At 70.1% G+C, this 13,725-nt stretch carries 9 protein-coding genes and 1 pseudogene; 2 read left to right on the top strand and 8 right to left on the bottom strand.

What is annotated here, in order from left to right:
• Positions 1–8: 8 nt before the first annotated feature.
• The gene (locus tag ACFJIX_RS09410) at positions 9–1,412 is read right to left on the bottom strand and encodes a peptidylprolyl isomerase (RefSeq protein WP_377159394.1); all 1,404 of its coding nucleotides are present in this window, start codon (positions 1,410–1,412) and stop codon (positions 9–11) included.
• Between the two features lie 10 nt (positions 1,413–1,422).
• Positions 1,423–3,006 carry an LPS-assembly protein LptD gene (locus ACFJIX_RS09405; RefSeq protein WP_377159393.1) on the bottom strand — a complete coding sequence of 528 codons (1,584 nt, stop codon included), beginning with the start codon at positions 3,004–3,006 and terminating at the stop codon, positions 1,423–1,425.
• 1,000 nt (positions 3,007–4,006) lie between these two features.
• Here ACFJIX_RS09405 and ACFJIX_RS09400 point away from each other — a divergent pair.
• Positions 4,007–5,171: pseudogene (locus ACFJIX_RS09400) on the top strand (aminoglycoside phosphotransferase family protein).
• 36 nt (positions 5,172–5,207) lie between these two features.
• Here the strand turns inward: ACFJIX_RS09400 and ACFJIX_RS09395 are convergent.
• The 3 genes from ACFJIX_RS09395 to ACFJIX_RS09385 all read right to left on the bottom strand — a co-directional run bounded on the left by ACFJIX_RS09395 (position 5,208) and on the right by ACFJIX_RS09385 (position 8,775).
• A complete protein-coding gene (locus ACFJIX_RS09395) occupies positions 5,208–6,224 on the bottom strand; it encodes a LysR family transcriptional regulator (protein WP_377159391.1) in 1,017 nt (338 codons plus the stop codon).
• A 114-nt stretch (positions 6,225–6,338) separates the two neighbouring features.
• Complete coding sequence (locus tag ACFJIX_RS09390) at positions 6,339–7,814, bottom strand: M20 family metallopeptidase (RefSeq protein ID WP_377159389.1); 1,476 nt, start codon at positions 7,812–7,814, stop codon at positions 6,339–6,341.
• A gap of 112 nt (positions 7,815–7,926) precedes the next feature.
• Entirely contained in the window at positions 7,927–8,775 is an 849-nt protein-coding gene (locus ACFJIX_RS09385) for an alpha/beta hydrolase (protein ID WP_377159387.1), read from the bottom strand.
• 26 nt (positions 8,776–8,801) lie between these two features.
• Between ACFJIX_RS09385 and ACFJIX_RS09380 the strand changes: the two genes are divergently transcribed.
• A complete protein-coding gene (locus ACFJIX_RS09380) occupies positions 8,802–9,827 on the top strand; it encodes a succinylglutamate desuccinylase/aspartoacylase family protein (RefSeq protein WP_377159385.1) in 1,026 nt (341 codons plus the stop codon).
• Positions 9,828–9,851: 24 nt separating this feature from the next.
• Here ACFJIX_RS09380 and metW read toward each other — a convergent pair whose 3' ends face one another.
• The 3 genes from metW to sppA all read right to left on the bottom strand — a co-directional run bounded on the left by metW (position 9,852) and on the right by sppA (position 13,723).
• Positions 9,852–10,436, bottom strand: a complete 585-nt coding sequence (gene metW / locus ACFJIX_RS09375; protein WP_377159383.1) for a methionine biosynthesis protein MetW — start codon at positions 10,434–10,436, stop codon at positions 9,852–9,854.
• A gap of 81 nt (positions 10,437–10,517) precedes the next feature.
• The gene (locus ACFJIX_RS09370) at positions 10,518–11,708 is read right to left on the bottom strand and encodes a homoserine O-acetyltransferase (RefSeq protein ID WP_377159381.1); all 1,191 of its coding nucleotides are present in this window, start codon (positions 11,706–11,708) and stop codon (positions 10,518–10,520) included.
• A gap of 143 nt (positions 11,709–11,851) precedes the next feature.
• Positions 11,852–13,723: a signal peptide peptidase SppA gene (gene sppA, locus ACFJIX_RS09365; protein ID WP_377159379.1), complete on the bottom strand. Its 1,872-nt coding sequence runs from the start codon at positions 13,721–13,723 to the stop codon at positions 11,852–11,854.
• Positions 13,724–13,725 lie beyond the last annotated feature (2 nt).

Here is a 13,725-nt window from a genome sequence, read left to right as displayed (position 1 = left end):
CCGGCCGCTCAGTCCAGCCACTCGCGCGTCTCGATGAAGGCGCGGGCGCGCATTTCCTTCATCCAGTCGTTGTAGGCGTCGTCGTACTTGCGCTCGCGCAGCGCATTGCGGGCCTGCTCGCGCAGCTGCTTCGTGTCGAGCACCACGTCGCGGCGCTCCATCACCTGGATCAGGTGGATGCCGAAACGCGACGGCACCGGGTCCGAGATGCCCTTGAGCGGCAACGCGTCCATGGCCTGCTCGAACTCGGGCACGAAGCCGCCCGGCGAGACCCAGCCCAGGTCGCCGCCTTCCTGCGCGCTGCCGTCTTCCGAGTTGGCGCGGGCCAGTTGCTCGAAGGTGGCGCGGCCGGACTCGATCGCACGCTTGAACTCGACCAGCCGGCGGGTGGCCTGCTCGGGGCTCAGTTGCTCGGACGGACGCAGCAGGATGTGGCGCGCGCGGGTCTGCACGACCACGTTGATCGAGGCCTTGCCGGTCTGGCGCTCGATCAGCTTCAGCACGTGGAAGCCGGCCTCGGAGCGCAGCGGCTGCGACCGCACTTCGCCGTCCTTCAGGTCCTTGACCGCGTCGACGAAGACGTCGGGCAGCTTGTCCGCGGCGCGAAGGCCGATCTCGCCGCCGCGGTTCTTGTTGGCGTCTTCCGACACCTCGCGGGCGACCTTGGCGAAATCCTCACCGGCCTGGATGCGCGCCAGCGCCGCATCGGCGCGCGCCTTGCGCTCGGCCACGCCCGCCACGCCCAGGCCTTCCGGCACCGGCACCAGGATCTGCGCGATGTTCAGCTGCGCGCGGCCCTGCAACGCGGCCTGGCGCTCTTCCAGGTACTTGTCGATGTCGCCGTCCGTGATGCGGATGCGACCTTGCACCTCGCGCTCGCGGACACGTTCGCTCAGCATCTGGTCGCGCAGGTTCTCGCGGAAACGCTTGAAGTCGATGCCTTCGGCGGCCAGACGCTGGCGCAGCTCGGGCAAGGTCAGCTTGTTCTGGGTGGCGACGTTGGCGACGACACGGTCGAGTTCCGGCTCGTCCACGCGCGGGCCGTTCTCGCGGGCGTAGGTCACGACCACGCGTTCATCGACCAGGCTGTCCACCGCCTGCTTGTGCAGCAGCTCGTTGGTGACGGTCTGGCCGCGCTGACGGGCTTCCTCACGGGCGCGCTCGGTGCGTTGGATCACTTCCGACGCCGCCACGATGTCCGTGTTGACGATCACCGCGATGTAGTCGCCCGGCTTGAGTTGCCGTTGTTCGACCACGGGGCGGTTGACCGCCGGCGCGGACGCCGCCGCGGCAGGCGCGGAAGCCGCGGTCGCAGGGCTTGGAGCGCGCGTCGTCTGCGCCGAGGATGCCGAGCCGGCCAGGGCGGCGATCAGGGACAGGAGGGTGGCCGCCACCGGCTTGAGATGTCGCATCGAACGCAGTTCAGTCATATGTGCCAAAAGCCGAGCGCTCGGAGCTCAGCGAACGGTAACCCGGAATATTGTCTCTCAACACTTTCAGGGCATTGGAACCGAGCGGCGACAGGCCGACCAGCTCCAATTGGAGGATCAGTCGGGTGTTGGTTTCCGCGCGGCCGGTGGCCTGGCGTTCCGCGCCGACGCGCAGGATCCAGCAGCCGGAGTCGTACTCGGCGCCGATCACGGAATCGGTGAAGCGCTTGTCGCGCATGCTGTACTGCAGGCGGCCCGCGCCGTACCAGGCGCCGGCGCAGCCGGGTCCGCCGGCGACCGACTTGCGGTCGGGTCCGAACAGCGGCCATTGCCAGGCCAGCTCGACCTGCTCGCTCTGCCCGCGGGCCAGGCGATAGGACGCGCTGACGGTCCGGAACGGGCCCGGCGAATAACGCAGCCGCAGCACGGTCCGCTCGACCTTGCCGTCGGCGGAGTTCAGCTGCAGCGTGCTGTCGGTCCACCAGGCCTGGTTCAAGTGCGCCGAGGCCAGCAGCACCACGTCGGACAGGCGGTGCGTCTGCGGGCTGCCGTCTGGCGTGATCTGCTGGTTGCGGAACAGGTAGCGCTGGACCATGCCCAGGCGCAGCTGCTCCTCGCCGCGCTCGTCCTCGATCCAGCGCGTGGTCGCGCCGAAGGCCAGCATGTTGGCGTCGTTGACGCGGTCGACGCCGGAGAACTGGTTCTCCGCGAAGACCGAATCGAAGTTGTAGTCCCGCGGCGCCGCGTCGAAGTTGGGCATCGCGCTCTGGTCGCGGTACGGCGTGTTGACGTACAGCAGGCGCGGCTCCAGCGTCTGGCGCATCGCCTGGCCGAACAGCGAGGTGTTGCGCTCCAGGATCCAGCCATGGTCGACGCTGAAGGTCGGGATGGTGCGGCCGATCGAGCGCCGGCCGGTCACGTCGATCGCCTGGTCGAGGTTGTAGCTCGCCGCGTTGATCGACATCTTCGGGATCAGCCACCACGCCGCGCCGCTGAAGGGCAGGCTGACGTGGCCGAGCAGGTGCACCCGTTCGCCGGTCTGCGTCTGCGAGCCCAGCGCGCCGCCGGGCAGGTCGAAGCGGTTGTACTCGAGCTCCAGGCCGCCCTCGAGCCGCGCGCGGCGGCCGGTGGGCAGGTAACCGGCCAGCACGGATTCGTCCGCACCGGTCTGCAGCCGCACGCCGATCTGCGGCGAACGCTGGTATGGCGAGGCGAACTGGTCCTCGACCTGCGCGACCTGCAGGGGCTGCCACTTCTGGACCCGCGCGTAGGTCTGCATCTCGCCCCAGTTGAAGCTGAAGTCGCGCTGCGTGCGCAGGTCCGTCGACAGCAGGCGCGGCGTCTGCGACAGCATGCGGCTGCGCAGGTCCTTCCAGTAGTTGTCGTCGGAGACGCGCTCGGTATGGACGTTGTAGGTCCAGTTCGGCATTACGTCGCCGTCGGCGTTCAGCCGCAGGTCCCAGCGCGAGATGCCGGTGACCCGGTCGTGCGGCAGCAGCGCGTAGTCGATCTGGCCGCGGTGGCCCGGCTCCAGGTAGCGGAACTGGGTGTCGACACCGGGACCGCGGCGCGTCATCACGAAGGGCGTGATCGTCGCGTCGCGGTTGGGGGGCGATGCTCCAGTAGAAGGGCTGGCTGTACTCGACGCCGCTGCGGTTGTCGATGTTGACGTTGGGCGGCAGCAGGCCGGACTTGGGCTGGTCGCCGAGCGGGAAGCTCAGCGACGGCGCGGCCAGGATGGGCACGCCGAGGAAACGCACCACGGCGTCCTTGGCGACGCCCTCGCCGGCATCGAAGTCCAGGTTCAGGCTGCTGGTGACCAGTTCCCAGTCGCGCTTGCCCTTTCCGCTGGCGGCATCGGCGGCGTCCTTCTCCCCCTTCTCCGACACCGGGCAGGTCGAGTAGGTCGCCTCGTCGGCCCGCATGCGCTGGTCGCCGAGGAAGTGGATCGCCCGCGCGCTGCCGCTGCCGCCGGTCGCGGCGAAGAAGTAGGTCGGGCTTTCGAGCTGGCCTTCGAACTTGTCGACGAAGAGTTCCAGCTTCGGTCCGCGCAGCACGGCGCCGTTCTGGCTGAGCTCGACATCGCCCTCGGCCGTGGCCAGGTCCTGCGGGTAGTCGTAGCGCAGCGTCTTCGACCTCAGCAGCATGCCGCCGTAGCGCAGCTGGACGTCGCCCTCGGCGGTGGAGGTCTGGTCCATGTCGCTGGTGATGCGGTCGGCGCTCAGGGCCATCGCGGGACGGGCGTCCTTGCGCTTGGTCTGGTGCAACTGCTTGACCGACTTGAGGATCAGCGGCTGGCCGGCGGACTCCTGTGCTTGCGCGGAAGCCGCGGAGAACGCGGGCAACGCGACCGCCAGGGCGGCGGCCAGCGAGATCGGACGGGGACGGGGAACCGGTGGGCGCATCAGGCGGGCAGCGTCTTGCAGAGGTCAGGCGGCCGCGCGTCGGTCGCGCCGCGCTGCCCGGGGGTTTGTAGAATCATTATCCACGAGGCTCGCGAGCCGGCAGGACCGCCGGAGCGCCTTGTCACCGACCCCGGGGCCGCTCGCGCAGCGGCCCTTCTGCTTCTCCCGCCGATGACCCCTTCCGCCCCGCACGCATCGTCCCCGCTCTGGCCCGATGCCGACCGTGCCGCCCGATTCCATCGCTGGCTGGCGCCCCTCGTGGCGACGCACGGGCTGCGCGAGGAGACGCTCGCCGCGGCCAGCAGCGACGCGGGCTTCCGCCGCTACCTGCGCATCGCCACGACGGACGGCGGCACGCGGATCGTCATGGACGATCCGGCCTCGCCGAATCAGGTGGCGAGTTTCGTCAAGGTCGGCGCCCTGATGGCCGAACGCGGCCTGCATGTGCCGGAGATGCTCGCGCACGATGCCGGGCTCGGCTTCGCGCTGATGGAAGACCTCGGCACCGCGTCCTACCTGGACGCGCTGCTCGCCGCGCAACGCGCCGGCGACTCGGAAACGCCCCGCGTGCTGATGCGCGACGCCACCGCCGCGCTGCTGCGCTGGCAGACCAGCGACGCAGCCCGCGCCGACGGCGCGCTCCCGCTGTTCGACGATGCCTTCGTGCGCCGCGAGCTGCAGATCTTCGTCGACTGGTGCGTCCAGGCCCACCACGGCAAGACCTGGAACGACAAGCAGCGCGGCTACTGGGACCGCACCGTGGCGCTGCTGTCGGCCAACGTGCTGGCGCAGCCGCGCGTGCCGATGCACCGCGACTACATGCCGCGCAACCTGATGGTCTGCCCGGCGGGAACCGCCTCCGACACTGCCAGTGCCGCCGGCACCGCGTCCTTCGCCAGGCCCGGCATCCTCGATTTCCAGGACGCGGTGATGGGCCCGGTCACCTACGACATCGCCTCGCTGATGCGCGACGCGTTCATCTCCTGGGAGGAGGCCGAGGAGCTCGACTGGGCGGTGCGCTACTCGGGAAGGCGCGAAGCGCGCCGGCCTCTTCGGCCTGGACCCGAACGGCGAGGACCCGCACGAGATGGCGCTGGACTTCGGCCTGTTCTGGCGCCGCCTCGAATGGACCGTGCTGCAGCGGCAACTGAAGATCATGGGCATCTTCTGCCGGCTCAAGCACCGCGACGGCAAGCCGCATTACGCGGAAGACCTGCCGCGCTTCTACGCCTACGTGGTGAAGACGGCGACGCGCTACATCGAGCTGTCGCCGCTGCTGCGCCTGATCGAAGATCTGCAGCCGCAGTACACGCAGGTCGGTTTCAGCTTGCGCTGAGGCGTCTAAGCAACGCGGCCGGGCGCCCGCGCTGCCTCAGTCGCCCTCGGCGGGCGTGGCGGCGGCCTTGGCGGCCTGCGCGGCCAGGAACTCCTGCGCCGCCCGATACGACGGGCATCCCGCGGCGGTGAGCCACGGATCCTCGTCCTTCCCGCCGAAGATCTCGACCAGGAAATCCATGAACGCGCGGGTGCGCGCCGGGACGAACTTGCGGGTCGGCATCGCGGCCCACAGCTGGTAGCTGTAGATGCGCCACTGCGGCAGCACGCGCTCGAGCGCCCCTTCCATCAGCGCGTCGCCGACGACGAAGGACGGCAGTCCCGCCACGCCCAGCCCATGCAGCGCGCAGGCGTACTTGGTGTCGACCGAGGAGGTCGTCATCACCGGCCGGCTGGGGATCGCGAAGAAGCTCTCCGTGGTGAGGCCGTCCGCGCCGCAGCGCTCGAAGGTCACGCCGCGGGTCAGCTCATGGATCGGCGGCAGCATGACGTCGTGCTGCTTGAGGTCGGACGGATGCTGCGGCTTGCCGCGCCGGCCCAGGTACTCGGGCGACGCGCACAGGATCACCTCGGTGCGCGCCAGCTTGCGGGCGATGAAGTCGCCCTGCAGCGGGCTGCGCGTGGAGATGACGGTGATGTCGAAGCTCTCGTCGAGCGTGTCGACGGGCCCCGGCGCGACCAGCTCGACGCTGACCAGCGGGTACAGCGCATGGAAGCGCGCCATGTGCCGCGCCAGCTGATGGATCGCGATGGCCGGCGGGATCAGCACGCGCAGCGTGCCGCGCGGCTCGTTGGTCGCGGCGGAGGCGAGCGCCTCGGCCTCCTCGATGTCGCTGAGGATGCGGCGGCAGCGTTCGAGGTAGCCCTCGCCGACGTCGGTCAGCGACAGCCGCCGCGTCGTGCGGTTCAGCAGCCGCGCCCCGAGGTGCTCTTCGAGGTCCGCCACCAGCCGCGTGACCACGGCGGGCGCCAGGTCCATGGCCCGCGCGGCGCCGGCGAGGCTGCCCTCGTCGATCACGCGGGTGAAGACCCGCATCGCCTTGACCTGATCCATCCCGTCTCCTTCGGGCGGACGCCGCGTCGCCGCGGGCCGCCTCTCTGTGCGTGTCGATCAGCGGACCATGGCGACCCGCGGTCCGCGGGGCCGCCTACAGGGAGTCCGCGGCGGTCAGGGGTGCGCGGCGATCACCTGCGCCACCGCGGCGGTCAGGCGCTTGCCGTAGGGCACGTGCAGGAACTCGTTGGGGCCGTGGGCGTTGCTCTTGGGACCCAGCACGCCGCAGACCATCATCTGCGCGGCCGGGAAGCCCTTCTGCAGCATGCTCATCAGCGGGATCGTGCCGCCCTGGCCGATGTAGCCGACCGGCTGGCCGAAGTGGGCCTGGCTGGCGTCGTCCAGCACCTGGCTCAGCCACGGCGACAGCTCCGGCGTGTTCCAGCCGGTGGCGCCGTAGGCACCCGCACGGCCGTCCGGCACGAAGCTGACCTTGGCGTTGTACGGCGCGTTGTCCTCGAGCAGCGCCTTGAGCTTCAGCGCCGCCTCGTTGCCGTCGATCAGCGGCGGCAGGCGCAGCGACAGCTTGAACGCCGTGTACGGGCGCAGCACGTTGCCGGCGCTCTTCAGTTCGGGGAAGCCGTCCACGCCGGTCACCGACAGCGTCGGCCGCCAGGTGCGGTTGAGCAACACCTCGACCGGATCGGAGGTCACCGGCAGCACGGGGCCGCCGTCCGCGCCGCAGGCCCAGGGCAGACGCTTGTAGACCTCTTCCTTCAGGATCGCCGCGGTCGCCTGCGCCTGCTCGAAGCGCACGCCGGGGATGTCGCAATGGAAGGATTCGGGCAGCAGCCGGCCGGTCTTGGAATCCTCCAGCCGGTCCAGCACCTGGCGCAGGATGCGGAACGAGGACGGCACCACGCCCGACGCGTCGCCGGAGTGGATGCCTTCGGTCAGCACCTCGACCTTGAGCACGCCGGAGACCATGCCGCGCAGCGAGGTCGTCATCCAGAGGCGGTCGTAGTCGCCGGCGCCGGAGTCCAGGCAGACCACCAGCGACACGTTGCCCAGGCGCGGCCGGAGCAGGTCGATGTAGGCCGGCAGGTCGTAGGAGCCCGATTCCTCGCAGGCCTCGATCAGGCCGACGCAGCGCGGGCGCGGGATGCCCTGCTGGTCCAGCGCCAGCAGCGCGGTGATCGAGGCGTAGATCGCGTAGCCGTCGTCGGCGCCGCCGCGGCCGTAGAGCTTGCCGTCCTCGTACTTCGGCGTCCACGGGCCGAGGTCGGCGCGCCAGCCGTTGAACTCCGGCTGCTTGTCCAGGTGGCCGTAGAGGACGACGGTGTCGGTGCTCTCGGCCTTGGTCGACGGCAGCTCGAAGAAGATGACCGGCGTGCGGCCTTCCTGGCGGATGACCTCCAGCTTCAGGCCGGGGATCTTCTTGCTTTCCACCCATTGGGCGGCGTCGCGGACGACGCGCTCGATGTAGCCGTTGGCCTGCCAGTCGGCGTCGAACATCGGGCTCTTGGCGGGGATGGCGATGTAGTCGGTCAGCGCGGGGACGATCTCCTGGTCCCAGACCTTCTCGGCGAAGGCGCCCAGGGCGCTGATTTCATCGGTCTGCAGCGGCAACGACGGATCACGTGCGTTCATGCGGGTCTCCTGCGCGGCCGGTGGGCCGCCTTGGCTGGGTCCGGGGTCGCGCGGGGCGGCCGGTCCGGGCGGAAAGTGACGGGATGGGGAATGGGGGCTGGATCAGCCGATTCTAGGAGCGTGAGCCCAGCCAGGCGCGCAGGCGGGCGAAGACCTGTTCGCGCTCAGGCTCGTTGAAGATCTCGTGCGCCAGGCCCGGGAAGGGCACGGCCTGCACGGCGCCGCCCGCGGCAGCGGCGGCGGCGAAGGCGGCACTGCCGGCGGGGGCGACGCAGCGGTCCGCGCCCGCCCACATCAGCAGCGTCGGCGTGGTCCAACGCGGCACCAGCGGCAGCGTCTCGGGGCCGAAGCTGGCGATCATCTTCGCCAGCGTCGGGGTGATGCGGTTGTGGACCAGCGGATCGTCCTTGTAGGCCTGGACCACGTCCGCGCTGCGCGAGACCCAGGACGGGTTCAGCCCGTTGCCGACGGCCAGGTGTGGCAGCAGCGGCAGCGTGGCGCCGAGCAGCCCGCGCTGGAAGGCGGACAGGCCCGCGTCCAGCGCCGGGGAGCTGAGGACGAGCCCGTCGACCGGCCGCGACCACGGGGCCTGCTCCAAGGCGCCGGCGACGAAGCGGGCGGCGACCGCGCCGCCCATCGAGTGCCCGAGCAGGATCAAGGGCCCCCGCCCTTTGCGCTCGTCGGCGCGCAGGCAGTCGATCGTGGCGGCGAGGTCGAGCAGCAGGCTGTCATGCCGGGGGATGTCCCCGCGCGGACCACCGGAGGCGCCGTGACCGCGCTGGTCGAAGCCGGCGACATGCCAGCCCCAGTCGTTCAGGCGCTGGGCGACGGCCTCGTAGCGGCCGATGTGCTCGCCCAGGCCGTGGACGATCAGCACGGTGCCGCGGGTGGGCAGCGACAGGTCGGCGCCCCATTCCCGCCAGTGCAGCGGGAGGCCGTCATGGCCGGTGAGAGTCTTCATGGGGCCGGAGTGTAGGATCGCCTGGCATGTCCCCCGCCGTGGACGACCCCCACGTTTCGAAGACGATGACGCCCGCCCTGCTCGAGTCCTTCCCGCCCTTCAACCCGGAAGTCCGGCTCCAGCCGCCGACGATCGTGCGCTGGCGGCACGGCCCGGGAACCGACGTCGAGTTCGTCCATGTGCTGGACTCCGGCCGGCCGGGACCGACGGCGATGGTCGTCGCGCTGACGCACGGCAACGAGCTGTGCGGCGCGATCGCGCTGGACACGCTGCTGAGCCAGGGGGTCACGCCCTTGCGCGGGCGACTGGTGCTGGCCTTCGCCAACGTCGAGGCCTTCGGGCGATTCGATGCGATGGAGCCGTTCTCGTCGCGCTGCGTCGACGAGGACATGAACCGGGTCTGGGACGACGCCGTGCTGCGCGGTCCGCGCGACTCGGCCGAACTGCGGCGGGCGCGCGAGCTCGCCCCTCTCATCGACGCGGCGGACGTGCTGCTGGATCTGCATTCGATGCAGGAGGCCGGCGCGCCGGCGCTGACGATCTGCGGCATGACAGACAAGAGCGTTCCGCTGGCGCGGGCGCTGGGTCAGCCGGAGACGCTGCTGGTGGACACCGGCCATGCGGCGGGCCTGCGGCTGATCGATCGCGGCGGCTTCGCCGATCCGCGCAGCGCCCGGCAGGCGGTGCTGGTCGAATGCGGCTCGCACTGGGAGCCGGCGAGCGCCGACATGGCCCTCGACGTCACGCTGCGCTTCCTGCGGCACCTGGAGATGGTCGACGCGCCCTGGGCGGACGCTCGACTGCGCTTACCGTCCCCGGAACGGCAACGGCTGGTGCGCGTCGGCGAGGGCGTGACGGCGGTGACGCCGGAGTTCCGGTTCCTGGTGCCGACGCACCACCTGAAGGTGATCCCGAAGGCCGGCACGCCGCTGGCCGAGGACGGCGATCGCCTGTGGGTCACGCCGCACGACGACTGCGTGCTGATCATGCCGTCGCGCCGCGCCGGTCAAAGCGGACAGACGATGGTGCGGCTGGGGCGCTACGAGGCGTGAGCGCCCCGCCGGGGTCGCCCAGGCTCAGTCCCGATCGAACTTGAACACCGCCATGCTGGCCATCAGGTTCGGCAGCACGCGGACCTGGCGCCCCTCCTGCACGCCGAAGCTGTCCAGCACCCGCAGCCCGCACTTGCGCGCCAGGATCTGGAAGTCCGCGTAGGTGCCGACGCGGATGTTGGGCGTGTCGTACCACTGGTACGGCAGCACGCGCGTCACCGGCATGCGGCCCGCGAGGATCTGCAGACGGTTCGGCCAATGCGCGAAGTTGGGGAAGCTCACCACCCCCATCCGGCCGACGCGCGCGGTCTCGCGCAGCATCGCCTCGGTGTTGCGCAGGTTCTGCAGCGTCTCCAGCTGCAGCACGACGTCGAAGCTCTGGTCCTCGAAGATCGCCAGGCCCTCTTCCAGGTTGAGCTGGATCACGTTCACGCCGCGCTGCGCGCAGGCGAGCACGTTCGCATCGTCCAGCTCGACGCCGTAGCCGGTGCAGCCCTTCGTGGCCTGCAGATGCGCCAGCAGCTCGCCGGTGCCGCAGCCCAGGTCGAGCACGCGCGAGCCCGTCGGGACCAGCTCCGCGATCATGTCCATCACCGCACGGTCACTCATGATTGGCTCCCCTCGTCCGCGGCGCGCCGCGTCCGGTCCCCGACGGGACGTGAGCTTGCTTGGGACGGCCCTGCGCTGCGCTCATACCGCGACCCCCTGCAGACGGTGGGAGACCGGCGCGGACGCACCACCGGGCAAGGATTTTTCATGCTCCTTCGCGATGCGGTCGAAGTAGGCGCGCAGCACGCCGTGGTAACGCGGATCCTCGAGCAGGAACGCATCGTGACCGTGCGGCGCGTCGATCTCCGCGTAGGACACGTCGCGCCGGTTGTCGAGCAGCGCCTTGACGATCTCGCGCGAGCGCGCCGGCGAGAAGCGCCAGTCGGTCGTGAAGCTCACCACCAGGTACTTGCACAGCGCCGTGGCGAAGGTGCGGCTCAGGTCGCCGCCGTGCTCGCGCGCCGGGTCGAAGTAGTCCAGCGCGCGGGTGATCAGCAGGTAGGTGTTGGCGTCGAAGTACTCGCTGAACTTGTCGCCCTGGTAGCGCAGGTAGCTCTCGATCTGGAACTCGATGTCCGAGGTCGAGTACCCCAGCTCCGCCGAACGCATCTGGCGCCCGAACTTCTCCTCCATCACGTCGTCGCTCAGGTAGGTGATGTGGCCGATCATCCGCGCCACGCGAAGCCCGCGGCGCGGCACCACGCCGTGCTCGTAGAAGAAGCCGTCGTGGAATTCGGGGTCGGTGATGATCGCCCGCCGGGCGACCTCGTTGAACGCGATGTTCTGCGCCGACAGGTTGGGGGCCGTCGCCACCGCGATGCAGTGGCGCAGGCGCTCCGGATACCGCAGCGACCAGTCCAGCGCCTGCATGCCGCCCAGCGATCCGCCCAGCACCGCCGCCAGCTTCTGGATGCCGAAACGGTCCAGCACGCGCGCCTGCGCGTCGACCCAGTCCTGCACCGTGACGACGGGGAAGTCCTTGCCGTAGACGCGGCCAGTCCCCGGGTTCAGGTGCATCGGGCCGGTCGAACCGAAACACGAGCCCAGGTTGTTGATGCCGATGACGAAGAAGCGGTCCGTGTCCAACGGCTTGCCGGGACCGACGAGGTTGTCCCACCAGCCTTCGCTCTTGTCGATGTCGGCGTGCGTGCCGGCCACGTGGTGGCTCGCGTTCAGCGCGTGACACACAAGGACCGCGTTGGACTTGTCCTCGTTCAGCCGGCCGTAGGTCTCGACCATCAACTCATAACCGGCGATGCGCGCGCCGCTGCGCAAGATCAGCGGCTCGTCGAACAACAGCCGCTGCGGTGTGACGTCACCGACAGATCCCATGGAACACCCCGAAAAAACAAAACCCGGCGCCGCTGCTTGAAGCGGAACACCGGGTCTCGATCCGTGGATCGGGTGTCCCTCTTTAGCTGCATTTCTAAGGCGCCCGCAAGCCGGACAAATCGGCGCCATCGGCGGAAGTATAGCTACGGCGCGGTGCAGAGGCAGTGCACGATCGCGCGCACCGGCGGCTTCGACCCCGCGGGGCCGGCCTCGGCCTGCTCGGCCAGCCAGGTGATGTCGACCTGCGCCTCGCGCAGCGGTGCCGGCACCGCCGGAATGCCGCCCAGCGCATGCATGACCATGCCGCGCAGCGACGGCGCCGCGGCGTCGCCCATGCTCGTCAGCAGACGATCGAAGGCGCTGCGGTCAGGCTCGACGTAACGCACCGACGGGTCGTCACCGAGCTTGGCGCGCTTGGCGGCGCTGGCGATCGCATCGGACAGCAGGCCGTTTCTGTCGACCAGCCCGCGCTCCAGCGCCTGCGAGCCGGTCCACACGCGGCCCTGGCCGACGGCGTCGATCTGCTGCGAGGACTTCTTGCGCGCCTGCGCCGCCTTGCCGGTGAAGTCGGCGTAGATGTGCTCGATGGACGACTGCACCACCTGCGCCATCCGCGGATCCAGCGGGCGCCGCGGGTCATAGCCGTTGGCCAGCCAGGTCGTCGTGTAGCCGCCGGTGTGGATCGACAGCTTGTCCAGCAGCTTCTCGCCGGTGGGCAGCATGCCGAACACGCCGATCGAGCCGGTGATCGTCGACGCGTCGGCGATCACCTCGTCCGCCGACATCGAGATCCAGTACCCGCCCGACGCCGCCACGCCGCCCATCGACACGACGACGGGCTTGCCGACCGCGCGCGTCAGTTCCAGCTCGCGACGCACCAGCTCCGAGGCGAACGCACTGCCGCCCGGCGAGTTCACGCGCAGCACGACGGCCTTGACCTTGTCGTCCTCGCGCGCCTGCCGGATCAGCCGGGACATCGACTCGCCGCCGATCTTGCCCGGGCCGGCACTGCCGTCGACGATCTCGCCTTCGGCCACGATCACGCCGACCTGCCCCTCGGGCTTGGGCAGCTTGGGCGGCAGTTGCGCGACGTAGGCACCCAGGTTGATCTGGCGCAGGCGCTTCTCGTCCTTGGCGCCGCGCTTCTCGAGCAGCGCCTCGACCTCGTCCTCGGTCTTCAGGCCGTCGACCAGCTTCTCGGCCAGCGTCAGCTTGGCGGGATCGCCGCCGGCCGCCTTCAGCCGTTGCGGCAGCTCGTCGATGGCGCGCTGCACCGAACCCTTCGGCAGCTTGCGCGCGGTCTCGATCGCGGTCTGGTACCGCGCCCAGAGTTCGTCGTACAGATAGCCCTCGGCCTCGAGCGTCGCGGGCGACGGACCGTTGGCGAAGTAGGGCTCGACCGCGTTCTTGTAGGTGCCGACACGCAGCACGTTGGGCGTGATGCCCACGCGGTCCAGCGCGTCCTTGTAGTAGTTGCGATAGCGGCCGTAGCCCTCGATCAACACGCCGCCCATCGGGTGGATGTAGACCTCGGTGGCCTGCGCGGCCAGGTAGTACGACCGCTGGTCGAAGGCCAGCCCGGCGGCGATCACCGGCTTCTTGCTCGCCTTGAAGCGGGTCAGCGCGGCTTCGATCTCATGCAGCGCGGCCGGCGTGGCGCCGCCGAACTGGTCCAGGTTCAGCGCGACCTGCACGATGTGATCGTCCTTGGCCGCCGCGTCCAGCGCGCGCAGGATGTCGCGCAGCCGCGTCTGGGCGCGCGCCTCGCCCTTGATCTGCGCGATCGCCTGGTCGCGCGGCGAGCCGGAGAACTGCTCCACGACCTCGCCGCGGATGTCCAGCACGAGCGTCGTCTTGTCCTGCAGCGGCTTGCCGCCGTGCGCCGCGGCCCAGATCAGGGCGATCAGGATCACCCAGAACAGCAGCGTGAACACCACGCGCCGCGTGCCGTTCAGGAACCACCACACGCCACCGAAAAAGCGCCCGATCGGCGCCAACGCTCGCTTCACACCCATCC

The sequence above is a fragment of the Roseateles sp. UC29_93 genome (assembly GCF_042695725.1).
Classification (GTDB): Bacteria; Pseudomonadota; Gammaproteobacteria; order Burkholderiales; family Burkholderiaceae_C; genus Roseateles; species Roseateles noduli_A.
Note: the sequence above shows the minus strand (reverse complement) of the source record. Positions and strands in the feature narration are given on the sequence as shown.

Excerpts from the sequence above, each read along its gene's own strand:
- ACFJIX_RS09410 (WP_377159394.1), bottom strand. The coding sequence starts at position 1,412 with ATGCGACATCTCAAGCCGGTGGCGGCCACCCTCCTGTCCCTGATCGCC.
- ACFJIX_RS09405 (WP_377159393.1), bottom strand. The coding sequence starts at position 3,006 with ATGACGCGCCGCGGTCCCGGTGTCGACACCCAGTTCCGCTACCTGGAG.
- ACFJIX_RS09395 (WP_377159391.1), bottom strand. The coding sequence starts at position 6,224 with ATGGATCAGGTCAAGGCGATGCGGGTCTTCACCCGCGTGATCGACGAG.
- ACFJIX_RS09390 (WP_377159389.1), bottom strand. The coding sequence starts at position 7,814 with ATGAACGCACGTGATCCGTCGTTGCCGCTGCAGACCGATGAAATCAGC.
- ACFJIX_RS09385 (WP_377159387.1), bottom strand. The coding sequence starts at position 8,775 with ATGAAGACTCTCACCGGCCATGACGGCCTCCCGCTGCACTGGCGGGAA.
- ACFJIX_RS09380 (WP_377159385.1), top strand. The coding sequence starts at position 8,802 with ATGTCCCCCGCCGTGGACGACCCCCACGTTTCGAAGACGATGACGCCC.
- metW (WP_377159383.1), bottom strand. The coding sequence starts at position 10,436 with ATGAGTGACCGTGCGGTGATGGACATGATCGCGGAGCTGGTCCCGACG.
- ACFJIX_RS09370 (WP_377159381.1), bottom strand. The coding sequence starts at position 11,708 with ATGGGATCTGTCGGTGACGTCACACCGCAGCGGCTGTTGTTCGACGAG.
- sppA (WP_377159379.1), bottom strand. The coding sequence starts at position 13,723 with ATGGGTGTGAAGCGAGCGTTGGCGCCGATCGGGCGCTTTTTCGGTGGC.